Below are 21,330 nucleotides of genomic sequence, written 5' to 3'. Positions count from 1 at the left end.
AAAACCCCTCCACTATCTTTCATCGTTGCCTTGATCGGCGGCATCGCGCTATCCCTCATAGGCGGCATAGCTCGTATGTTGGGCGAGGCACGCTTTCGCCCGCGCCCGATCCTCCTCGCTTTGAAAGCTGAGACGAAGCACGCCGTAAATTTCTTCGCGCGTTTCAATAATGCGAATGTTGGTGATGCTGATGTTTTCCTTCGCCAAGTAGCCGGTCACCTCGGAAATGACGCCCGGATAATCCGGCACATCGACGTACAGATCATAGAAGGACGGGATCGCCCCTTTCGTGCGCGCCGGCAGCCCGTCGCGAAATTGCTTGGCTTCTAGAAAGTAATGGTAAATGGCCGGGCTGTTTTCTTCTTCGACAAAGGAACGCAACTTTTCCATCTCCGCCATCCATCGGTCAAACAACGTCAGCATCTCCTGCTTATTATGGATCAAGATATCGCGCCACATTTCCGGATTGCTCGACGCAATGCGGGTGATATCGCGAAAGCCACCGGCCGCCAGCCGGCTGACAAGCGCATTTTCACACTCGTACTCGCGCGCCTGATGGACAAGGCTCGCCGCGATCAAATGCGGAAAATGGCTGATGACCCCGGTGATGCGGTCATGTTCCTCGGGCGTCAAGATGACGAACTGGGCCTTCGTTCCGGAAAGCCATCGTTTCAGAATTTCGACCCGCTGCACCGCCACCTCTTCAGTCGGCGTCAAAATGTAAAACGCATTTTCGAACAGATGAGCTCTAGCCGCCGCCACCCCGCTTTTATGCGATCCGGCCATCGGGTGGCCGCCGATGAAAGCTACGCCGCACTCAAGCAGGCGGCGCGCCCGTTCGACGATGCGCCGCTTTGTGCTGCCTACATCCGTCACAATGACGCCCGGCTTCAGCCGCTCAAGCGGCAGCGAGGAGAGCAGCGCCTCTGTCTGCATGACCGGGGCGGCCAAAACGATCAAATTGGCCCGTTCGTATGCTTCGGTCAATGAACCGGCGGCCTCATCGATGACTTTGAGCGAACGGGCTAGGCCGAGCTGCCGCTCATCGACATCATACCCAATGATCACCGCCTCCGGATGCGCTTTTTTGATGGCGAGCGCCATCGATCCCCCAATCAAGCCAAGGCCGACAATCAACACGTTTCCTTCCAATCGTCCCACCTACTTATGTAAACATGCGCCTGCCGCCTTAAAAAGCGGCAGGCATGTTCTTCTGAAAGTTCGCCATCAAGCCCCTAGGCGAGCTGTGCTTTTCCCAGCATCTCCGAAAGAAGCGTAAACACGCGATCGTTTTGCTCTTTCGTGCCGACGGTGATGCGCACCCCGTTCGGCAAGCCAAGCGCCCGCCCCGAGCGGACGATCACGCCCCGCTCAAGCAAGTAGCGAAACACCTCATCGCCGTCCACTCCAACCTCCATAAACAAAAAGTTCGTTTGCGACGGATAATACTTCAGGCCGTTCTCCTCGCAAAAGCGATAATACCGCTCAAGCTCGGCCCGATTTCGCTCAACGCAGACGCGGATGAACGCCTGATCGTCAAGAGCGGCGACGGCGGCGGCTTGGGCGATGGTGGAGGTGTTAAACGGTTCGCGCGCCGGTTCAATGGCGCGAATGAGCGACTCGTTGGCGATGCCATAGCCGACGCGGAGCGCGGCAAGCCCGTACGCTTTCGAGAACGTGCGCATAATGAGAAGCTGTTCGTACTCGTTCAACAGCGGAACGGTCTGCGGATAATCGGCCGCTGCGACGTACTCATAGTACGCCTCGTCCAAAACGACAAGCACGTGCGGCGGCACACGGTCCAAAAAGGCGCGCAACTCCGTTTCGTTCACGTACGTGCCGGTCGGGTTGTTCGGATTGCAAATCCAGACGATGCGCGTATCCCCGTCGATGGCGTTAAGCATCGCCTCTAAATCGTGCCGGCCGTCAACGAGCGGCACTTCGCGCACGTCCGCCCGTTCGATGACGGCGTTGTGCCGGTACTGCGGGAACGTCGGCGTCGCCATGACCGTGTTCGCACCCGGCTCTAGGAAAGCGCGGCAAACGATTTGCACGACTTCATCCGAACCGTTGCCAAACAGCAGCTGTGTTTCCTTGACGCCGAGATGCTTCGCCACTTTTTCACGCAGCGTACGGGCATAACCGTCCGGATAGAAGGCGAGGTGGTCAAGCCTAGCGGCGATGGCCGCTTTCACCGCCGGCGACGAACCGTATGGATTCTCATTGGAAGCTAGTTTAATAATTTCGGAAAGGCCGTACTCCCGCTTCACTTCTTCGATGGATTTTCCCGGCTGGTACGGGGAAAGCCCCCGGAGCGATTCCTTGACTTGCATCGATCGCCAACTCCTTCATTGGAACTTTTCGCGCGAAGAACACGGCTCGCGCAGCGGCGCGGCGAGCGCGCGAGCATAGGCCGCAAACTCAGCGATGGCCGCTTCCTTTTCTCCCGGAGCCTGCAGGCGTTCAAGCAGCTGTTCGACTTTCTGGACGAGCGCGCTGCCAACGACAACGCCGTCGCATTCGCGCTTGAGCACCGCCACTTGCTCGGGCGTGGAAACACCAAAACCAACGACAACGGGCACGCGGCTATGCCGCTTGACTTCACCGAGAAAATCGCCAAGCGTCTCGGGCAGCGTTTCGCGCACACCGGTGACGCCAAGTGAAGAGACGCAGTACAAAAACCCTTCAGCCGCGGAAGCGATCCGCTCGATCCGCTGCTTCGACGTCGGAGCGACGAGCGAAATGAGCGGCAGGCCAAACCGCTCGCCAAGCCGACGGAGCGGCGCGCTTTCCTCAAACGGCAAATCAGGGATGAGCACGCCGTCGGCGCCATTTTCCCGCGCTAAAGCAAAAAAGGATTCTTCTCCTAATTGTAACACAGGATTATAATACGTAAAGATGATAATCGGAATTTTGACTCCTTTTTTTCGCATCTCGGCAACGAGATGAATGGCTTTCGGCAGCGTCATTTGTCCGGCGAGCGCCCGAGCGGCAGCCCGCTGGATCGTCGGTCCATCGGCGAGCGGATCGGAGTACGGCACGCCAAGCTCGAGGACATCCACCCCGGCGTCTTGGAGCGCCAACGCAAGGTCGATGGTCAAAGCGGCGGTCGGATCGCCGGCCACAAGAAACGGGATAAAGAGCGGCGGATTAACGGACAACAACGCCTTCACCTTCCTTCCCACCGAGATGATGCATCATCGTCTGCACATCTTTGTCACCGCGGCCCGACAGGCAAACGAGCACCGTCTCATCCGGGGTCATCCGGCGGGCGAGTTCAACCGCTTTTGCCACCGCGTGGGCCGATTCGATCGCTGGAATGATGCCTTCTGTTTGCGCCAGCAGTTGGAACGCGGCGATCGCTTCCGCATCGGTCGCGCTTTCGTAGTCGACGCGGCCAATGCTCGCCAAATACGCGTGTTCCGGACCGACGCCGGGATAATCCAAGCCGGCGGAAATCGAATACGGTTCGAGAATTTGCCCGTATTCATCCTGCAGCAAGTACGTCATCGCCCCGTGGATGACTCCTTTCGTCCCTTTGGTAATGGTCGCCGCATGGTGCGGAGTGTCGATCCCTTTGCCGGCCGCCTCGACGCCGACGAGACGGACGTCATCTTGCAAAAACGGGTAAAACATGCCGATGGCGTTGCTGCCGCCGCCGACGCAGGCGACGATCACATCCGGAAGCTTTCCTTCGCGGGCGAGAACCTGTTCTTTCGCTTCATCGCCGATCACGCGCTGAAATTCACGCACCATTTTCGGATATGGATGGGGACCGACGACCGAACCGATCATATAAAAGTGGTCATCGCAATGAGCGACCCAGTAGCGGATCGCCTCGTTCGTCGCGTCTTTCAGCGTCCGGTTGCCGCTTGACACCGGCACGACTTCAGCGCCTAACAGCTTCATGCGAAACACGTTCAGCGCTTGCCGCTTTATGTCCTCTTCCCCCATAAAGACGATGCAATCCAAGCCGAAGTGTGCGGCCACGGTCGCCGCCGCTACCCCGTGCTGCCCGGCGCCGGTTTCGGCGATCAGCTTTTTTTTACCCATCCGCCGCGCCAAAAGCGCCTGACCGATGGCGTTGTTAATTTTATGGGCGCCCGTGTGGTTTAAATCTTCGCGCTTTAAATAAATTTTCGCGCCGCCCGCCCATTCTGTCAAATTCGGCGCGAACGTCAGCGGCGTCGGCCGCCCGGAATACTCGTGCAAAATGCGCACATATTCGCTCTGAAACGACTCGTCGGCTAACGCGCGGTCAAGCTCTGCTTCCAGTTCCTCAAGCGGACGCATGAGCGTCTCCGGAACAAATTTGCCGCCGAAATCGCCGAATCGGCCGTATTCATTTGGAACGTGTTCCCTCATCGAAGCCACCTTCTTTTCGTTTTTGTCCGCAGGAAAAAAGCCGCCTGCTAACGGGCCGTTGCCGCAGCGGCGCGGTTTCGCCTCGCGGCACGGGCTCCCGTCACTCCCCTTTTTCCCCGCAACATCGTTTGACCTTGTGTTCGATTCGCTTCATCTTGGACGGATCTTTGCGGCCGTCTGTTTCGATGCCGCTGCTAATGTCGATGCCGTCAGGACGATAGGCCGCAAGCCGTTCGACATTGTCCGGAGTGATGCCGCCGGCGATAAAGCACGGCACGCCTTGGCGCGCCGCCTCTTCCAAATAACGCGGCACCGCCTCCCAATCGAAAGTGACGCCCGTGCCCCCCCATGCGCCGGCGACGCGGCTGTCAACGACATAGCCATCGGCAAGGCTGGCATACTGTTTCATCGCTGCAAGCGCTCCGTCACCATGGTGAATCGCCTTCCAGACCGGGAGGCGCACCGCTTTTTTCACCGCGGCCAGCTCCGCTCGATCCTCCCGCCCGTGGCATTGAATGATATGGAGCGGGAGTTCGCGGACGACGGCCGCGATCCGTTCGACCGGGGCGTTGACAAACACGCCGACAAGCTGTTTCGCCCCGAGCGCCTGACCGTCGAGCCAACATCTCACTTCCGCGGGCAACACTTTCCGCCTGCTCTCAGCAAAAATAAAACCGAGATAGTCAGCCCCGCTTGCCAAGGAAGCCTGCACGTCCTCACGGGATCGGTTTCCGCAGTATTTCAAGCGGATCATTCTCATCTCCCTCTCCAAACAGCCGGTAAACCGCCCGCTCCACATCCGGCTGGCGCATGAGTGATTCACCGACGAGCATGGCCTGCGCCCCATACGATTCCACCGTCTTTACATCACTGTAAGAGCCGATCCCGCTTTCACTGACGATGACGCACGATGACGGAATGAGCGGGGCAAGCGTTTTGGTCGCCTCAAGCGTCGTCACAAACGTGCGCAAATTCCGGTTGTTAATGCCCACCACTTCGGGCGTAAACCGTTCAAGCACGCGCTCTAGCGTTTCTTTCTCGTGCACTTCGACCAAACATTCCAGCCCACGGTCATACGCTTCTCGATAAAGCGACTCCAACGTGTCAACAGAAAGAGCCTCGCCGATCAGCAAAATGGCATCGGCCCCAAGCCGGGCGCTTTCCTCCACCTGCCGTCGGTCGATGATAAAATCTTTGCGCAGCACCGGGATGTCGACCGCTTCTTTGACCGCTTGCAAATAGCGGCGGTGCCCTTGGAAATATCGTTCATCCGTCAGCACGCTGATGGCGTCGGCCCCGGCGCGCTCATACGCTTTGGCGATGGCGACCGGATCAAAATCGGCGCGGATGATGCCTTTTGACGGCGACGCTTTTTTCACCTCGGCGATCAACCCGAGCGCCCGCCGCGGCCGTCGGAGCGCCGCCGCAAACGAGCGGCGCTTCGGTTGTGGCAGCGGTTCCGGCCATACGAATGTGTCCAGTTCGCTTCGCTTCGTCGCTAAGATTTGTTCAAGCATCGTGCACCACTTCCTTCGTCCGCAGCCGCTCCAGCTGGGCGTAGGCGGTTTTGGACAAAATGGCGTCTTTTGCCATCGCCGTCCCGGCGGCGATCGTTTCGGCCTTGCCGGCGGCGTACAGAGCGGCGCCGGCATTCAATGCCACCATGTTTACGGCGCTGGCTGGAGCCGTCCCTTCCATAACGGCCTGAAGCAGGGCGGCGCTTTCTTCCGGATTGCGCACTTGCACATCGGCGAGCGCGCCGCGCGGAAGACCGGCATCTTCCGGGGCGATGACGAAACGGCGGATCTCGCCGTTTTTCAGTTCGACGACATCGGTTTCCGCCGCAATGCTGCATTCATCGAGACCATCGCGGCCGGTGACAAACAAGACGTGTTCGGAACCAAGGCGGCGCATCGTCTCGGCCAGCTTCTCCGCATAATCGGTCGAGGAAACGCCGATGACTTGCCGCTTGCAGCGCGCCGGGTTGGCCAGCGGGCCGATCAAATTGAACACCGTGCGGAAGCCGATTTCCTTCCGCGGCCCAGCCGCGTGTTTCATCGCCGCGTGATACAGCGGAGCGAACAAAAACGCCAATCCTGTTTGATCCAACGCCCGCTTGGCGGCCTCCGGCGACGATTGGATATCGATGCCAAGCCGCTCCAACACATCGGCGCTGCCGCTTTTCGATGAGACGGCGCGGTTGCCGTGCTTTGCCACTTTGACCCCGAGCGAAGAAACGACGATCGCGGCGGCGGTGGAGACGTTGAACGTCGCCGCGCCGTCTCCGCCTGTGCCGCACGTGTCAATGACCTCATCACCGGCGTCAATGGCCGTCATTCGATCGCGCATCGCCCGCACAAACCCGACCAATTCATCCACCGTCTCCCCGCGCACGCGCAACATCGACAACAAACTGGCGATTTGGCTGGCGGTCGCCTCCCCCGCCATCACCGCATTCATCGCCGCGTACGCTTCCGCTTCGGTCAGCGTTTGCCCTTCTGCGCACTTTCCAAGCAGCTCTTTTAGCATACGGTCCTCTCCCCCTTGACAACGAATCGTTCCGCTTGTTCGATCGCCTTTAGTAACGCGCTAGCTTTATTGCGCGTCTCTTTCCATTCGAGTTCCGGAATCGAGTCAGCGACGATCCCGGCGCCCGCCTGCACGTAAGCGCAGCCGTCTTTGACGACCGCCGTCCGAATAGCGATGCAAGAATCGATGTTGCCGTCAAAGCCGATGTAAGCCATCGCCCCAGCGTACAGCCCGCGGGCAGTCGGTTCGAGCTCCTGCAAAATTTGCATCGCCCGCACTTTCGGCGCCCCGCTGACCGTCCCGGCCGGAAATGCGGCAAGCAGGGCATCGATCGGATGAACGTCGTCCTTCAGCTCCCCGACGACTTTGGAAATCAAATGCATGACATGCGAAAACTTCCCGATCTCCAGCAAAACCGGCGTTTCGACCGTTCCGAACTTCGCGACGCGGCCGATATCGTTGCGCGCTAAATCGACGAGCATGTAATGCTCGGCCCGCTCTTTCGGGTCGCGATACAGCTCATCAGCAAGCGCGGCATCTTCCTTCGGCGTCCGGCCGCGCCGCCTCGTCCCTGCGATCGGGTCGATTTCGACGCGCCGCTTTTGCACTTGAATAAGCTTTTCCGGCGAGCTGCCGACGATTTCTGTTCCATCCATGCGAAAGTAAAACATGTACGGAGACGGATTGATATGGCGGAGCAGGCGGTAAATGGGAAATCCACCCGCTTGCACCGGCACGGAAAACCGTTGCGACAGCACCGCTTGAAACACGTCGCCGGCGGCGATATATTGCTTGACTTTTTCAACATCGCGCAAAAATTGATCTTTGTCGTAATTGGACACCACCCCAGCAAACGAAACGGCGCCTTTGACTTCTTCCGCCGCCGGCAGCAGCAGCCGCTCGCTTTGCTCTCTTGCCGCTTTCGCCGCCAAAGCGTCAAGCCGCTTCTTTGCGGCGCTGTATGCTTCGATTCGTTCTTGTTTCGTTTCCCCGCCGTTCAACCGAATGTAGTGAATGAGGGAAAGTTCGCGTTTTTGATGGTCAAAGACAAACAGCGACTCGCAAAAGACGAAATAAGCGGCTTTCATGGCGACATCGCGATGGCGATGGCGCGGCACTTTTTCGATGGCAGAAATCAAATCATAGGCTAAAAACCCGACCGCGCCGCCAGCAAACGGCGCCACCCCGACAAGCGGCTTGACAGCGAGCGTCCGCTCGACCCACTGAAACGCCTCTTTCAGCGTCGGAGCCGTCATGCGCTCCATGCCGGTTTCGTCCTTGACTGTAAACGTCTCCCCCGTTTCGCTTTCAAGAGTCAAAAACGGAGAAACACCGATAAAGGAATAACGCGCCCACGGCGATTCATCATCTTTGCTTTCGAGCAAAAACACCGCTTCATCACGCAAATTGTGAAACACGCCAAGCGGTTCGATGACATCGGCCAAAAATTTGCGCACGATCGGAATGGTGTGAAACTTGTCGGCATCCGCCAAAAAAGCGGCCAACTCATCGGTAGACATCTCTTCTCCTCCCCTCCGGACAGCCGGGTGGAGAATGAGGGTTTATGAGGCGAAATGTGAGGAAAGAAAAGCCCAAAGACGGTCGTCTTTGGGCAGATGATCGCCAATCAAAGCAACCTCACCTCGGCTAAACTCGCTCATTCTCATCTACCCTGCGCTCGTTCTCTGCTCATGCTCTGCTTCCACCGCCCGCGCCTAGAAGGCCGGGGATTTAAGGGAGCAAGCCGCTTATCAAGCTCGTTTCTCCTTGTCGCATCAAGATCGTCTTTCAAACGCTCCCCATTGCTCAAAAGAAACAACCGTTTTTCACCAAGCCATCTAGAAAGACGGGGATTTCGTGTAAAGTGCTGCTGATCCCATCCGTTTCTCAATGAGAGAACCCTTGCCGAATCAGCTTTCTTTGAAAAGCCGCCGCTTGGTGTTGACAGCGGTTTTTCATCGGCCTTCTAGGCGGGCAAAGAAGTTATTTTCACTATATTACATTTCTGTTTTTTCTGTCAACGTTGACATTCTCCGAAGCGGCTTTCACGATCGGATAAGTCGGGCCGCAGCCCGACCGCCTCTCCCAAATACACATGGTGGATCTCATGCTGCCGCTTCTCGGTCGCCACCGTCATCATGACGCGAATGCAGCGCGGCAAAGAGCCGGGCACTGGAATTTCTCTTGTACACATGACCGGCACATACGTCCAACCGTCAATTCGCCGCAGCGCCTGCGCCGGAAACGCCGCATCGATGTCATCAGTGACGGAAATGAGCACGAAGGACACGTGATCAGCGGCGACATCATTGGCGCGGATCATCTCGCGCAACAACGTTTCTGTCGCCGTTACGATTTCGTTCGCCTCGTTTTGTTCGACCGTGATCGCCCCGCGAATGCCGCGGATCATCGCCCTCCCCCCTGTCGGACAAACTCCTCAAGCCATGCGAGCAGGCGGCCATCCTCCAGCTCCGCTACTTCCACGTCGCCAATCGCGCGGAGCAGCACCATTCTCACCGTCCCGGCGTATGACTTTTTGTCGCCCTTCATTCGTTCAAGCAGACGGACGGGCTGAACCGTTGGCGGCGGCGCGGTCGGGAAGCCGTATCCGGCCAGCCACTCGTCCAAGCGCTCAGCGGCGAACGAGCAGCCGTAGAAGCGTTCGCTAACTAGCACGGCAAACAACATGCCGATCGCCACGGCCTCCCCGTGGGTGAGCGCGCCGTACCCGCACTCGCTCTCTAGCGCATGGCCGAGCGTATGGCCGAAGTTCAAATGAGCGCGCACCCCGGTCTCTTTTTCATCTTCGCGCACGATTGCCGCCTTAATGTCAATGCCTTTTTCGATGCAATAAACGAGCTTCTCGCCGCGCAAGTCAGACAACGTCTTGATTTCGGCGCGCAGCCACTCGTAAAAGCAGCGGTCGCGGATGAGCGCATGTTTGATGACCTCGGCAAATCCGGAGCGGAGTTCACGCTCAGGCAGCGTGCGCAAAAACGCGGTGTCATACACCACGGCCTCGGGCTGATGGAAAGCGCCGATCATATTTTTTCCGCGCGGATGGTTGATGGCGACCTTGCCGCCGACGGCGCTGTCATGGGCCAACAATGTCGTCGGCATTTGGATGTAACGGATGCCCCGCATATAGGTGGCGGCGACAAATCCGGCCAAATCGCCGACAACGCCGCCGCCGAGCGCAACAATGATCGAGCGGCGATCAAGGCCAAACTCGAGCGCTGCCGTTTGGCAGGCGTAATAATTCTCAAACGACTTGGCCGCCTCGCCGCTCGGAATGACAAAGGCCGAGGCATCATAACCGGCAGCGACGAGCAACGACCGCACCTCATCCAAATACAACGACGCCACAACCTCATCCGTGACCATCAGCAGCTTCGTTCCAGGCGGGCAAGAGAGCGACCGCAGCAAACTTGGCAGCGCACCGGCCGCGCCATCCCCTAAAAAAAGCGGATATTGTTTCGTCGCCGTTTTGATCGTTCGCTCGATCATCGTCAAAACTCCCTCGCGTAACGCCGGGCGCGCTCGACGTTTTCCTTGATCAAGTCGATCCGATCCTGCCCGAATTGCGCCACGATCGCCGCGGCCACTTCCCAAGCAACGACCGCCTCGGCAACGACGCTCGCCGCCGGCACGGCGCAACTGTCCGACCGTTCGATGCTGGCCGCAAACGGTTCTTTCGTGTCGATGTCAACGCTTTGCAGCGGTTTATACAGCGTCGGGATCGGCTTCATCACCCCGCGAACGACGATCGGCATCCCGGTCGTCACCCCGCCTTCAAAGCCGCCCGCCCGGTTGGTGCGGCGCGAAAAACCTTCTTCCGGGCTCCAAACGATCTCATCGTGCACTTCGCTTCCCGGACGGCGCGCCGCTTCAAAGCCGATTCCGAATTCAACGCCTTTAAACGCGTTGATGCTGACGACCGCCGCGGCGATTTTGGCGTCAAGCTTCCGGTCGTAATGGACATAGCTGCCGACTCCAGCCGGAACGCCCTCAACGATCACTTCCACGATGCCGCCGATCGAATCGCCGTTTTTCTTCGCTTGATCGATCGCTTCCATCATTTTTTGCCCTGCCTCCGGGTCAAAGCAGCGCACCGGCGACTCTTCCGTCACCGCCTGCAATTCCTCCAGCGAACGATAATCAAGCTTCTTGGCGCGCACGCCGCCGATTTCGATGACATGGCCAGCGACGCGGATGCCGACCTCTTGCAAAATGCGCTTCGCCACCGCCCCGGCGGCGACACGCACGGTCGTTTCGCGCGCTGACGAACGCTCGAGCACATTGCGCATATCGCGATGCCCGTATTTCAGGGCGCCGTTTAAATCGGCATGCCCCGGCCGCGGACGCGTCACTTTCCGCTTCACTTCCGCTTCGTCATCCACCGGTTCAACTGCCATAATCGTTTGCCAATGTTTAAAATCGCGATTCTCGACGACGAGCGCGATCGGCGAACCGAGCGTTTTGCCGTGCCTGACGCCAGCGGTGATGTTCACTTCGTCTTTTTCGATCTGCATACGCCGGCCGCGCCCGTACCCTTTTTGCCGACGCGCCAATTCTTGATTGATATGCTCGGCGCGCAGCTCTAGACCGGCCGGCACTCCTTCCAAAATGGCCGTCAGTTGCGGGCCGTGCGATTCCCCTGCTGTCAAATACCGCACCTTCGTCTCTCCCTTCAGATCTTTAACGCGTTTGAGTAAAAATATATCATAAATGCGAAAAATGAAAATAGTGATTTGAAAAAACTGCTACTTTCGACGGTAAAAAAACGTTTCCTCCATCTCGAACCCATACAAGCCGGGGTTGAAAATTTGCTCGGTGCTGCCGACAAACAGCACGCCGCCGGGCCGCAGCGCCGCATGGAACTTCCGATACAGCGTCCGCTTCGCCTCCTCGGTAAAATAAATGAGCACATTGCGGCAGACAATTAAATCAAATGGCCTAGGAAACGGATCGGCGAGCAGGTTATGTTTCTCAAACGTCACCGTCCGCTTGATCTTGTCGTCTATTTTATACCAATCGCCGTCTTTCGTAAAAAATTTTTTTCTCATCGCCTCCGGCAGCTCGGCGAGCGATCGTTCGCTGTACAAGCCAAGCCGCGCGCGGGCGAGCGCGTTTTCATCGATGTCGGTCGCCAGCACCGAGACGCGCGAAAGCGGCACGTGCTGAGCCAGCACCATCGCCAACGTATACGGCTCTTCGCCGGTCGAGCAAGCGGCGCTCCATACGCGCGGACGAGGGTTTTCCGCTAAGAGCCGCGGCAAAATGGTCTGTTCCAACACTTCCCATCGTTTGGCATTTCGGTAAAATTCGGACACATTGATCGTCATGCGATCCAAACACTCATGCCATAGAGCCGGATCTTTTTCCATCGCCGCAAACAGTTCGGAGAAGCTGTTCAATCCTTTTTTGGCGTAAAGCGCCGCCAGCCGCCGCTTCATCTGCGCTTCTTTGTACAAAGACAAATCGATGCCTGTTTTTCGTTTCACCTTAGCGATAAACTGCATATAATCATCCATCGCTTTCTTCCTCCTTCATGACTTTGATGATGAAAATGGAAAACCGGCCGAATTGCGGCCGGTCTTTGCATCAGTACAGCCATGCGTTGATCTGTTTCGAGTAGCGGACGAGCTCGTCTTCTTTAAAGAACAAATTGATTTCCCGTTCGGCGCTTTGCGGCGAGTCGGAGCCGTGGATGACGTTTTTGCCGACCGTCAAACCGAAGTCGCCGCGGATCGTGCCGGGGGCAGCCTCCTGTGGATTCGTTTTCCCCATCATTTGCCGGGCGGCGGCGATTACGTTTTCGCCTTCCCACACCATGGCAAACACCGGCCCGGAAGTGATGAAATCAACGAGTTCGCCGAAGAACGGGCGCTCTTTATGCTCGGCGTAATGTTGCTCAGCCAGTTCGCGCGACACTTGCATCAGCTTGGCACCAACGAGCTGGAAGCCCTTTTTTTCAAAGCGGGCGACAATCTCGCCGATCAAATTGCGTTGAACTCCGTCCGGCTTCACCATGATGAATGTCCGTTCTGCCATTCGCTCTCCACCCCTACTGTCGTATGTACCGGGAGACAAGCTCCCCTCATCATAGTATCATGGTTTCCCGCCGTTGGCAACTGCCGCCTTGAAAGCGCTAATAATCCCTTTTTCCAATATAGAGGGCGAGATCGCGCAACAAGGAGCGCGCTTGGTTAGTCGGCAGCTCATCGAGGAGGTGAAGCGCCTTTTCCAAATAACGGTCGCTGAGCGCATACGACCGCTCGATGGCGTCCGTTTGTTTGATCGCCGCCAATATAGCGGCCATCTCTTCCGCGTTCGTGTCCGCGCCGACGGCGGTAATTTTAGACCGCACGCGCGCATCGCCAAGGGCATACAGCACCGGCAACGTGATGTTTCCTTGCAGCAGATCGCTCCCGGCCGGTTTGCCGAGCTGTTCTTCCGTCCCGGTAAAGTCGAGAATGTCATCGGTGATTTGAAACGACATGCCGACGTAATGGCCGAACCAATACAGCCGGTTGGTCACCGCTTCGGGGGCGCCGGCGGCTAACGCGCCAAGCTGGCAGCTGGCGGCGATCAATAGCGCCGTTTTGCGGCGGATGCGCCGCAAATACGTGCGCAGCGGCTGGTCGAATCGGTATTTGTCCTTGATTTGCTCGATTTCCCCGCGGCACACTTCGACAATCGTCTCCGCCAGCACTTGATGGGCGCGCGGATCATCGAGCGCCGCCATCCGTTCCAGCGAGCGGGCAAACAAATAATCGCCGGTGTACATGGCAAAGCGGTTGCTCCATTTCGCTTTGATCGTCGGCCGGCCGCGGCGCGTGTCGGCGTCATCGATGACGTCATCGTGGACGAGCGACGCCATATGAATGAGCTCGAGCGCGACGGCGACATGTTTCACCTGTTCGACGTCCGCTTGGCCAAAACGGGCCGCAAGCAAGACAAAAACGGGACGGATCCGCTTTCCGCCCGCCTGCAATAAGTGAAGCGCCGCTTCTCCAAGCGGCCCGTACTCGGACCGGACCGTCCGCTCGAGCTCCGTTTCCACTGCCGCCAAATCATCATGTAAAAACGAATAAATGGCCTTCAACTTCATGGTGTTCACCTTAACTCATCGTTTATAGCCTATGTGCATCGCCGCGACGCCGAACGTGTACGGTTTGACCTCGATATCGACAAAGCCAGCTTGGCGAAACATCTCGGCCAGCTCATCCCGCCCCGGAAACTCGCGCGCCGACTCTTGCAGCCATGAATACTCCTCGTAGCTTTTCGCCAACAGCTTGCCAAACAGCGGCATGATAAACCGAAAATACAGGTAATAAAGCTGGCGAAAGCCAAACAGTGTCGGCTGCGATGTCTCCAGACAGACGGTCATGCCCCCCGGCTTCGTGACGCGGTGCATTTCCCGAAGCACTGTCATGTAATCGGGAACATTGCGCAAGCCAAAGCCGATCGTGACATAATCAAATGTGTTGTCGGGAAACGGCAGCTGCATCGCGTTGCCGTGGATGAGCGTCACATTGACGAGGCCGCGCGCCTTCACCTTTTGCTCGCCGACTTTCAGCATGTTTTCGCTGAAATCAAGGCCGTACACTTCCCCCTCCGGGCCGACCGCTTCAGCTAGCGCGATCGCCCAGTCAGCCGTTCCGCAGCAAACGTCAAGCGCTCTTTTCCCTTTTTGCACGTTCATCCGCCTCATCACATCTTCACGCCACTTGAGATGGCGGCGAAAGCTGATTACCGAATTCATTCGGTCGTAATGAGCGGAAATGGTTTCAAATACGCGATGGACTCGCTCTTCCTTCGACTGATGCATCCTTCTACCCTTCTTCCACCGTCATTTTGCCGATGGCTTGAACCCCGCCAGAAAGCTCGGCGAGACGAAGCGCCAACAAACTGTTCAACGGCAGATTCGCCGCAAACAGCGCTTCTTGACAACGGTCGATATAACGATCGCAAAGGCGAAGCAGCTGCCGACGCAGTTCCTTCACCGCCTTCAATCGCGGAAAGGCGATGCGCGCCATCTGGTCAAACAGCGCCGACGCCCCGCCGCGAACAAACGATTCTTTTTCCGAGCGCAAGCGCCGCAGCAGCAAATAATGGCGGGCAAACTGCCCCCACTGCGGCGCCCCGATGCGGTCGGCGAGCTTGACGAGCAGCGCTGATTCGACCGTAGCAACGGCGGAAACGAGCCGTTCGAGCTGGTCCGTTTTTTTCTCATACAGCAGCACTTTTTGTTCGTTCACCTCGCGGACCGCCTCGGCAAACAGCCGGATCAGCGCCGCATCGCCGGAGCGGGCCAACAGCTCGTAAAAAAGCCCGCTGTACAAGTCCCCGGCCAAAACGGCGAGCTGCCGCGTCCGCAAATCGCCGCTGCGATCCGTCACGTCTTCATGGGTGTCAAGAGCGATTTGCATCAGCATCATGGCCGTGATGCACCGATCTGGCTCGTCCAGCGCCTCTTTGGCGCCATCAAGCATCGACAGCGAAAGCAGCAGCCGATCTTCGTCCACAGCTGGCACCGGTATATGCGCGCGCAAGTATGGATGATCGAGCAGACGTTCAATTTGTTCCTTCAATGAAGCCAATTTCACCATGATGCCATTCACATCAACCACCCTTGTCCCCGAAAAAATATCCGCACCGTCATGTCGGACTCATTATAACATAATTTTGCCGAAAGCGCTCTAGTTTGCTAGAAATTTGCCGAATCACTTTTTCCCTTCCGATTCAATTGCGCCATGGCGCGTTTGGATGTACGCCTTTCCCCTCACTTTGATCGCCGACGTATGTTCGGTAAACTGGGCGATCAACACTTCCCCTTTGTCCAGTTTTTCCGAATGGTGGAATCGCGTGTCAGCGCCACGCGTCAGTCCAATCACATTCACCCCGTCTTCGAGCGCCTTGATGACGACAAAGTCGCTGTTTGTGTACATCGACCTTTCCTCCTTACGCTTTGATTAACGAAAGCACTTCCGCGCGGGCGTTGGCATCCGTTTCAAACACGCCGCGCACCGCCGTTGTCACCGTTTTCGCCCCCGGTTTTTTGACGCCGCGCATCGTCATGCACATATGTTCCGCCTCCACGACAACCATCACCCCATACGGCTCGAGCGCCTCGACGATCGAGTCGGCGACCGTCGCTGTGATGCGCTCTTGCAGCTGCGGACGGCGCGCCACCGCCTCAACCGCCCGCGCGAGCTTGCTCAAGCCGGTCACTTTTCCTCCCCGGGGAATATATGCAACGTGGGCAACGCCGAAAAATGGAACCAAATGGTGTTCGCACATCGAATAAAACGGAATATCTTTGACGAGCACAAGCTCTTCATGCTCTTCGCTGAAAACGGTCTGAAAGTGCTGCTTCGGATCTTCGTTGAGCCCGGCGAACACCTCGGCATACATTTTCGCCACCCGTTTCGGCGTATCGACAAGCCCTTCGCGGTTCGGATCTTCTCCGATCGCCTCGAGAATGAGACGAACGGCATATTCAATTTGTGCAATATTGATCTCTGGCATACAAATAACATCCTCCTGCATCGTAAAAACTGCATGTAATCCGATTCTAGCATAGGGATGAGAAAAACACAAAAAAGAAGGGCGGTGTACACCTGCCCTTCTTTTCTCCACTCCGGCTATGTAGGCTTATTTGACAGCGTCTTTCAACGCTTTGCCCGGTTTGAATGCAGGAACTTTGCTCGCCGGAATTTCCATTTCTTCGCCCGTTTGCGGGTTGCGTCCTTTGCGAGCGGCGCGCTCGCGCACTTCAAAGTTCCCAAAGCCGATTAATTGCACTTTATCGCCTTTTCGCAGCGCTTCTGTAATCGAATCAAACACCGCATCAACGGCTTTTGTTGCATCTTTTTTCGAAAGACCGCTTGTTTCAGCGACCGCGTTGATCAATTCCGTTTTGTTCATGCCATTCACCTCCTCCCAAGGCTTTGCTTGTTTACTGCCATTTGTAGACACTTTTCTGCGTTTCTATACATTGCAAGGAACGGTGACATGCCTAATCTTAACCAATTCACCGCAAGAATTCAACCTCTTTTTTCGCAAAAACGGCCAATTTTAGGCATATTTCACCAAAACAACGATTTCAGATAAAAGATTACCATAACGCCATGCCTATAATCAAGTACCAATCCTGATTTCTCAAGGGGTTGGGCGATTTTTTCCCGTTGCCGCTTCGCAGTTGAAAAAACGGCATCAAAAAAAGCCCCCTTTTCGGGAGCTTGGGCGCGCGGCCTCCGCTTTTCTTTTCTATCTAGCTCCGGCCGCAAAATACCCCCCGCCCTCGAAGTGCAAGCACTTCTGCGGGCGGGGAACATTGTTCCTCGGGAGCTTGGGCGCGCGGCCTCTGCTTTTCCGCGAAAATGCCGAACTGGCGCGAGATTTTCGTCCCCGGGTGGAGGGCAAACCATTGCCCATAGATCTTTTCCGCGAAAATGCAGGACTGACGCGGATTTTCATCCTTGGGTGGAGGACAGATCGCGCTGCCCATGAAACTTTTTCTATAAAATAATGGCGATGAGGCCGCCGGAGCCTTCGTTGATGATGCGCTCAAGCGTTTCTTTCAGCTTGTAGCGGGCGTTTTCCGGCATGAGCGCCAGCTTCGCCTGAATGCCTTCGCGGACGATGGAGCTGAGCGAGCGGCCAAAAATATCGGAATTCCAAATCGACAGCGGATCGTCCTCAAAATCTTGCATTAAATAACGAACGAGCTCTTCGCTTTGCTTTTCCGTGCCGATGATCGGCGCAAACTCCGATTCGACGTCGACTTTGATCATATGAATCGACGGCGCAACGGCTTTCAGGCGGACGCCAAAGCGCGACCCTTGGCGGATGATTTCCGGTTCGTCAAGGCTCATGTCGGACAAAGCGGGAGCGGCGATTCCGTAGCCGGTTTGTTTGACCATTTTCAAGGCATCGGCGATTTGATCATATTCCGCTTTCGCATGGGCGAAATCTTGCATCAACTGAAGCAGATGGTCTTTGCCGCGAATCTCGACACCGACGATTTCTTTTAAAATTTGATCGTACAGCTCATCCGGCGCGTACAAGTCGATTTCGGCGATCCCTTGCCCCATTTCGATGCCGGCAAGCTGCGCTTTTTCGATGAAATCGTACTCGGCAAACTGCTGCACAACCCGGTCGACGTCGCGCAGCCGTTTAATGTCTTTGACCGTGTCGCGCACCGCTTCTTGGTAGCTTTCGCGCAGCCAATGGTCTTCGCGCAGCACCATCACCCAGCTCGGCAAGTTGACGTTCACTTCAAGGACCGGAAATTCATACAATGCTTCGCGGAGCACGTTATACACGTCCGCTTCGCGCATGCTTTCCACGCTCATGGCGAGCACCGGAATGTCGTATTTTTCCGCAAGCTCGCGGCGGAGCGCTTCGGTTTCCGGATGGTGCGGGCGCACGGTGTTAATGATCATGATGAACGGCTTGCCGACTTCTTTCAGCTCGCCAATCACCCGCTCTTCTGCTTCGATGTAGTCTTGGCGCGGAATTTCCCCGATCGTGCCGTCGGTCGTAATGACGACCCCAATCGTCGAATGTTCTTGAATGACTTTTCTTGTCCCGATTTCCGCCGCCTCTTGGAACGGAATCGGCTCTTCATACCAAGGGGTGTGAATCATCCGCGGCCCGTTTTCATCCTCATATCCTTTGGCGCCGGGCACGGCGTAGCCGACGCAGTCGACGAGACGAATGTTGACTTCGAGCCCTTCATCGACTTTCACCGTCACGGCCTGATTCGGCACAAATTTCGGCTCCGTCGTCATGATCGTCTTGCCGGCGGCGCTTTGCGGCAGCTCGTCTTGAGCGCGCGCCTTGTCGGCTTCGTTTTTAATGTTCGGAATGACCACCAGCTCCATAAAACGCTTAATGAACGTCGATTTCCCGGTGCGAACCGCGCCGACTACCCCTAAATAAATGTCGCCCCCAGTCCGCTCGGCGATATCTTTAAAAAGATCGACCTTTTCCAAACGGCTTCCCTCCAGTCCTTCGGTCGTTATTGGAAACAGCGAGATGAATCAATAGAGCAGGACACTATATGCATATGATGTTGTCCGATTCAGTTATGACTAAAAGCAAGAAAAAATCCCTTCTCTAGAATGTATTTTCCTAGAGAAGGGATGATGACTTATTTCGTGAAAAAAATCGGTTCGTTCGTTTTCGCATCGATCGTATACGGCAACGAATACGCCGGCACGAACAGCGAATGGTCGGTCAAAATCGGGCGAATGTCGTCGCCTAGCTTGTAGTGGTGCGCATATTTTTTCAACGCCGCATACAAATCAGAACGATAGTCGATATAAATTTCCCCATTCCCGTCGATGACAAACGGCAAGTTGTTGCCGGAAAACGGGCTGACCGCATACGGCGGCTCTTTGTAGCCAAGTTTTTTGTAATCAAGGGTGAACACACCGGGCGCAACGACGTCTTGAAACGGCGGATAACGGTGCTCGTCCGTATACATTCTCAGCCGCAGTTTCAAGTCGCGGACGCGCTCGGCTAGGCGCAGATCAAGAAGCTTGACCGTCGGCTTCGTTTCCGCATCAATAATGATATATTGAAAGACGCCCCCGCTTTCATAGGCGTTTCCCGGCGGCTCCTGCATGTAGCGCGGGACGAGTTTTTGAAAATCGACCGGGTATTTTAGGTACAGTGGCGTTTTCATATCCCGTGTTTTGATCGGCAAAAGCCCCCCGGTCTCCTTCCGGTATTCGTCGACCGCCGATTGCACCGCCGCGACTTGATCTTTGTAAGGAATTTGGTTTTGTTTTAGCCGCTCTTGCGGATACAAACACCCGGAAAGCAGCGCGAGAAACAAGCAAGCTAAAAGCAAGCGAGCGATCTGTTTCATAGGTTCCTCCATCCTTTGCCTATTGCGGCGTCGGTCCGCTGAACACGACAAAAACGATGATGATGCCCGATACAATCAGCAGGATGTAAGCGATGAACGCCAAAAGAAAGCGCAGCCATTTCATCTTGATTTTATAGCGGCTCAAATAAATGAAGCCGACTGAAAGAAACATAAACACCATTGACGTGATGGCGATCCACATTTTCGCTAGCGCCGGTGACATACACGCTCCCCCTTTTCGACAACTATCATTATACCATCGACATAAAAAAAGCTGAAGTAAAGCGGGGCTTTCTTTACTCCAGCATCGCCTTATACCCTTCCGGAAGCTCAAGCCGATGATCGTTCGCCATATTGTATGCACACCGAAGACAACTTGTACCGTCATTGGCCTATTTTCACGATTCTTGCGCCGCAAAAATGGTGTTGAGGTCATCCATTTCCTCTTTTTTTCCGCGCGCCATCAGCGAATCGACCGCCTCTTTCGGGTCTTTGCCAGCAAACAGCACGTCATAGAGCGCTTCAGTGATCGGGATCTTCACACCAAGCTCCTTCGCCAGCTCATAGGCAGCTTTGGTCGTCCGCACCCCTTCGACGACCATCCCCATGCTCTCGAGCACCTCGTCGAGCTTTTTCCCTTGACCGAGCATGTGCCCAGCCCGCCAGTTGCGGGAATGAACGCTCGTGCACGTGACGATCAAATCGCCGACTCCCGTCAAACCGGCGAACGTCAGCGGGTTAGCGCCGAGGGCGCAGCCGAGGCGGGCAATCTCGGCGAGACCTCTTGTAATGAGGGCCGCTTTGGCGTTATCTCCGTAGCCGAGCCCGTCACTGATGCCAGCGGCCAAGGCGATGATGTTTTTCAACGCTCCGCCAACTTCAACGCCGATTAAATCCGGGTTCGTATACACGCGGAAATAGTGATGGTTCATAAAGAGGTCTTGGATGCGGCGCGCCGCTTCCATATTGGGCGAGGATACCGCCACGGTCGTCGGATGGCGGAGCACGACCTCCTCAGCATGGCTCGGCCCGGAAAGGACGACGACATCCTCAAGCCATTCGCCGAGCTCTTCCATCACCATTTCCGACACTCGCTTATGCGTCCCTGGCTCGATTCCTTTGCTGACGGCAACGACCGTGATCGGTGCCGTCAAGCAAGAACGCGCTTGGTTGAGCACCGTGCGGATCGCCTTCGTCGGCACGGCCAACACGACGATGGAAAGACCGTCAAGCGCAGCGCAAAGATCGTCATACCCCACGACGGATTCTGGCAAACGGGCGGCGGGTAAATATTTTTCGTTCGTCCGCCGCTCGTTGATCTCTCTTACTTGTTCAGCGCGGTGGCTCCAAAGGCGGACGCGGTGCCCGTTGTCGGCCAAAACGAGCGCCAACGCCGTGCCCCAGCTTCCCGCTCCCAGTACGGCGATATTCTCCATCGTTTCCCACTTCCTTCGTCCCATTGTCGCAAGCGTGAAAAAGCAGCCGCATCGCTCCGTCTCCATCCCGCCTTCGCCAGAAACAGAGGCGACCCCTAGCAGTTGAGCTGCCCT

Annotated in this window: 23 protein-coding genes; all 23 read right to left on the bottom strand. The window is 56.5% G+C overall.

Features of this window, described 5'->3' with window-relative positions:
• Window positions 1-48: 48 nt before the first annotated feature.
• Window positions 49-1,152, bottom strand: a complete 1,104-nt coding sequence (locus NST29_RS07320; protein ID WP_061912315.1) for a prephenate dehydrogenase — start codon at window positions 1,150-1,152, stop codon at window positions 49-51.
• 83 nt (window positions 1,153-1,235) lie between these two features.
• Window positions 1,236-2,333: a histidinol-phosphate transaminase gene (hisC, locus tag NST29_RS07315; protein WP_339232864.1), complete on the bottom strand. Its 1,098-nt coding sequence runs from the start codon at window positions 2,331-2,333 to the stop codon at window positions 1,236-1,238.
• A gap of 15 nt (window positions 2,334-2,348) precedes the next feature.
• Window positions 2,349-3,173 (bottom strand): tryptophan synthase subunit alpha, encoded by an 825-nt coding sequence (trpA, locus tag NST29_RS07310; RefSeq protein WP_339232863.1) that lies wholly within the window; start codon window positions 3,171-3,173, stop codon window positions 2,349-2,351.
• Window positions 3,151-4,365 (bottom strand): tryptophan synthase subunit beta, encoded by a 1,215-nt coding sequence (trpB, locus tag NST29_RS07305; protein ID WP_033021236.1) that lies wholly within the window; start codon window positions 4,363-4,365, stop codon window positions 3,151-3,153. Before trpB ends, trpA begins: the two co-directional genes overlap by 23 nt.
• A 100-nt stretch (window positions 4,366-4,465) precedes the next feature.
• Window positions 4,466-5,119 carry a phosphoribosylanthranilate isomerase gene (locus NST29_RS07300; RefSeq protein ID WP_033021235.1) on the bottom strand — a complete coding sequence of 218 codons (654 nt, stop codon included), beginning with the start codon at window positions 5,117-5,119 and terminating at the stop codon, window positions 4,466-4,468.
• Window positions 5,082-5,882: an indole-3-glycerol phosphate synthase TrpC gene (trpC, locus tag NST29_RS07295; protein WP_033021232.1), complete on the bottom strand. Its 801-nt coding sequence runs from the start codon at window positions 5,880-5,882 to the stop codon at window positions 5,082-5,084. Before trpC ends, NST29_RS07300 begins: the two co-directional genes overlap by 38 nt.
• Complete coding sequence (gene trpD / locus NST29_RS07290; RefSeq protein WP_033021231.1) at window positions 5,875-6,894, bottom strand: anthranilate phosphoribosyltransferase; 1,020 nt, start codon at window positions 6,892-6,894, stop codon at window positions 5,875-5,877. Before trpD ends, trpC begins: the two co-directional genes overlap by 8 nt.
• Window positions 6,888-8,414, bottom strand: coding sequence for an anthranilate synthase component I (trpE, locus tag NST29_RS07285; protein ID WP_033021228.1), 1,527 nt, complete (start codon window positions 8,412-8,414; stop codon window positions 6,888-6,890). Before trpE ends, trpD begins: the two co-directional genes overlap by 7 nt.
• Before the next feature lie 497 nt (window positions 8,415-8,911).
• The gene (aroH, locus tag NST29_RS07280) at window positions 8,912-9,304 is read right to left on the bottom strand and encodes a chorismate mutase (RefSeq protein WP_033021225.1); all 393 of its coding nucleotides are present in this window, start codon (window positions 9,302-9,304) and stop codon (window positions 8,912-8,914) included.
• Entirely contained in the window at window positions 9,301-10,401 is a 1,101-nt protein-coding gene (aroB, locus tag NST29_RS07275; protein ID WP_033021222.1) for a 3-dehydroquinate synthase, read from the bottom strand. Before aroB ends, aroH begins: the two co-directional genes overlap by 4 nt.
• Window positions 10,402-10,403: 2 nt before the next feature.
• Window positions 10,404-11,570: a chorismate synthase gene (gene aroC, locus NST29_RS07270; RefSeq protein WP_033021220.1), complete on the bottom strand. Its 1,167-nt coding sequence runs from the start codon at window positions 11,568-11,570 to the stop codon at window positions 10,404-10,406.
• An 87-nt stretch (window positions 11,571-11,657) separates the two neighbouring features.
• Window positions 11,658-12,428 carry a protein-glutamate O-methyltransferase CheR gene (locus tag NST29_RS07265; RefSeq protein ID WP_033021213.1) on the bottom strand — a complete coding sequence of 257 codons (771 nt, stop codon included), beginning with the start codon at window positions 12,426-12,428 and terminating at the stop codon, window positions 11,658-11,660.
• A gap of 70 nt (window positions 12,429-12,498) precedes the next feature.
• Window positions 12,499-12,948 carry a nucleoside-diphosphate kinase gene (ndk, locus tag NST29_RS07260; RefSeq protein WP_033021210.1) on the bottom strand — a complete coding sequence of 150 codons (450 nt, stop codon included), beginning with the start codon at window positions 12,946-12,948 and terminating at the stop codon, window positions 12,499-12,501.
• Window positions 12,949-13,045: 97 nt separating this feature from the next.
• Complete coding sequence (hepT, locus tag NST29_RS07255; RefSeq protein WP_033021208.1) at window positions 13,046-14,008, bottom strand: heptaprenyl diphosphate synthase component II; 963 nt, start codon at window positions 14,006-14,008, stop codon at window positions 13,046-13,048.
• Between the two features lie 15 nt (window positions 14,009-14,023).
• Window positions 14,024-14,728 (bottom strand): demethylmenaquinone methyltransferase, encoded by a 705-nt coding sequence (gene menG / locus NST29_RS07250; RefSeq protein WP_033844071.1) that lies wholly within the window; start codon window positions 14,726-14,728, stop codon window positions 14,024-14,026.
• Between the two features lie 4 nt (window positions 14,729-14,732).
• Window positions 14,733-15,509 (bottom strand): heptaprenyl diphosphate synthase component 1, encoded by a 777-nt coding sequence (locus NST29_RS07245; protein WP_051962820.1) that lies wholly within the window; start codon window positions 15,507-15,509, stop codon window positions 14,733-14,735.
• A 114-nt stretch (window positions 15,510-15,623) separates the two neighbouring features.
• Window positions 15,624-15,848 carry a trp RNA-binding attenuation protein MtrB gene (mtrB, locus tag NST29_RS07240; RefSeq protein WP_008879621.1) on the bottom strand — a complete coding sequence of 75 codons (225 nt, stop codon included), beginning with the start codon at window positions 15,846-15,848 and terminating at the stop codon, window positions 15,624-15,626.
• A 13-nt stretch (window positions 15,849-15,861) separates the two neighbouring features.
• Window positions 15,862-16,428 (bottom strand): GTP cyclohydrolase I FolE, encoded by a 567-nt coding sequence (gene folE / locus NST29_RS07235; RefSeq protein ID WP_033844073.1) that lies wholly within the window; start codon window positions 16,426-16,428, stop codon window positions 15,862-15,864.
• A 126-nt stretch (window positions 16,429-16,554) separates the two neighbouring features.
• Window positions 16,555-16,827, bottom strand: a complete 273-nt coding sequence (locus tag NST29_RS07230) for an HU family DNA-binding protein (protein WP_008879623.1) — start codon at window positions 16,825-16,827, stop codon at window positions 16,555-16,557.
• Window positions 16,828-17,420: 593 nt separating this feature from the next.
• Window positions 17,421-18,899: a stage IV sporulation protein A gene (gene spoIVA, locus NST29_RS07225; protein ID WP_033021202.1), complete on the bottom strand. Its 1,479-nt coding sequence runs from the start codon at window positions 18,897-18,899 to the stop codon at window positions 17,421-17,423.
• 158 nt (window positions 18,900-19,057) lie between these two features.
• Window positions 19,058-19,780, bottom strand: a complete 723-nt coding sequence (locus NST29_RS07220; RefSeq protein WP_339232862.1) for a hypothetical protein — start codon at window positions 19,778-19,780, stop codon at window positions 19,058-19,060.
• 19 nt (window positions 19,781-19,799) lie between these two features.
• Entirely contained in the window at window positions 19,800-20,003 is a 204-nt protein-coding gene (locus NST29_RS07215; protein ID WP_033021200.1) for a DUF2768 domain-containing protein, read from the bottom strand.
• Between the two features lie 175 nt (window positions 20,004-20,178).
• The gene (locus NST29_RS07210; RefSeq protein WP_172418800.1) at window positions 20,179-21,216 is read right to left on the bottom strand and encodes an NAD(P)H-dependent glycerol-3-phosphate dehydrogenase; all 1,038 of its coding nucleotides are present in this window, start codon (window positions 21,214-21,216) and stop codon (window positions 20,179-20,181) included.
• Window positions 21,217-21,330 lie beyond the last annotated feature (114 nt).

It is taken from the genome of Geobacillus sp. FSL W8-0026, from assembly GCF_037966255.1.
In the GTDB taxonomy this organism is placed as follows: Bacteria; Bacillota; Bacilli; order Bacillales; family Anoxybacillaceae; genus Geobacillus; species Geobacillus icigianus.
This window is presented reverse-complemented; position numbering and strand designations above follow the sequence as displayed.

What these genes read in the sequence shown, in the direction of transcription:
- hisC (WP_339232864.1), bottom strand. Translation starts at nt 2,333, where the DNA reads ATGCAAGTCAAGGAATCGCTCCGGGGGCTTTCCCCGTACCAGCCGGGA.
- trpB (WP_033021236.1), bottom strand. Translation starts at nt 4,365, where the DNA reads ATGAGGGAACACGTTCCAAATGAATACGGCCGATTCGGCGATTTCGGC.
- NST29_RS07300 (WP_033021235.1), bottom strand. Translation starts at nt 5,119, where the DNA reads ATGATCCGCTTGAAATACTGCGGAAACCGATCCCGTGAGGACGTGCAG.
- trpC (WP_033021232.1), bottom strand. Translation starts at nt 5,882, where the DNA reads ATGCTTGAACAAATCTTAGCGACGAAGCGAAGCGAACTGGACACATTC.
- trpD (WP_033021231.1), bottom strand. Translation starts at nt 6,894, where the DNA reads ATGCTAAAAGAGCTGCTTGGAAAGTGCGCAGAAGGGCAAACGCTGACC.
- trpE (WP_033021228.1), bottom strand. Translation starts at nt 8,414, where the DNA reads ATGTCTACCGATGAGTTGGCCGCTTTTTTGGCGGATGCCGACAAGTTT.
- aroH (WP_033021225.1), bottom strand. Translation starts at nt 9,304, where the DNA reads ATGATCCGCGGCATTCGCGGGGCGATCACGGTCGAACAAAACGAGGCG.
- aroB (WP_033021222.1), bottom strand. Translation starts at nt 10,401, where the DNA reads ATGATCGAGCGAACGATCAAAACGGCGACGAAACAATATCCGCTTTTT.
- NST29_RS07265 (WP_033021213.1), bottom strand. Translation starts at nt 12,428, where the DNA reads ATGGATGATTATATGCAGTTTATCGCTAAGGTGAAACGAAAAACAGGC.
- ndk (WP_033021210.1), bottom strand. Translation starts at nt 12,948, where the DNA reads ATGGCAGAACGGACATTCATCATGGTGAAGCCGGACGGAGTTCAACGC.
- hepT (WP_033021208.1), bottom strand. Translation starts at nt 14,008, where the DNA reads ATGAAGTTGAAGGCCATTTATTCGTTTTTACATGATGATTTGGCGGCA.
- menG (WP_033844071.1), bottom strand. Translation starts at nt 14,728, where the DNA reads ATGCATCAGTCGAAGGAAGAGCGAGTCCATCGCGTATTTGAAACCATT.
- NST29_RS07245 (WP_051962820.1), bottom strand. Translation starts at nt 15,509, where the DNA reads ATGGTGAAATTGGCTTCATTGAAGGAACAAATTGAACGTCTGCTCGAT.
- mtrB (WP_008879621.1), bottom strand. Translation starts at nt 15,848, where the DNA reads ATGTACACAAACAGCGACTTTGTCGTCATCAAGGCGCTCGAAGACGGG.
- folE (WP_033844073.1), bottom strand. Translation starts at nt 16,428, where the DNA reads ATGCCAGAGATCAATATTGCACAAATTGAATATGCCGTTCGTCTCATT.
- NST29_RS07230 (WP_008879623.1), bottom strand. Translation starts at nt 16,827, where the DNA reads ATGAACAAAACGGAATTGATCAACGCGGTCGCTGAAACAAGCGGTCTT.
- NST29_RS07220 (WP_339232862.1), bottom strand. Translation starts at nt 19,780, where the DNA reads ATGAAACAGATCGCTCGCTTGCTTTTAGCTTGCTTGTTTCTCGCGCTG.
- NST29_RS07215 (WP_033021200.1), bottom strand. Translation starts at nt 20,003, where the DNA reads ATGTCACCGGCGCTAGCGAAAATGTGGATCGCCATCACGTCAATGGTG.
- NST29_RS07210 (WP_172418800.1), bottom strand. Translation starts at nt 21,216, where the DNA reads ATGGAGAATATCGCCGTACTGGGAGCGGGAAGCTGGGGCACGGCGTTG.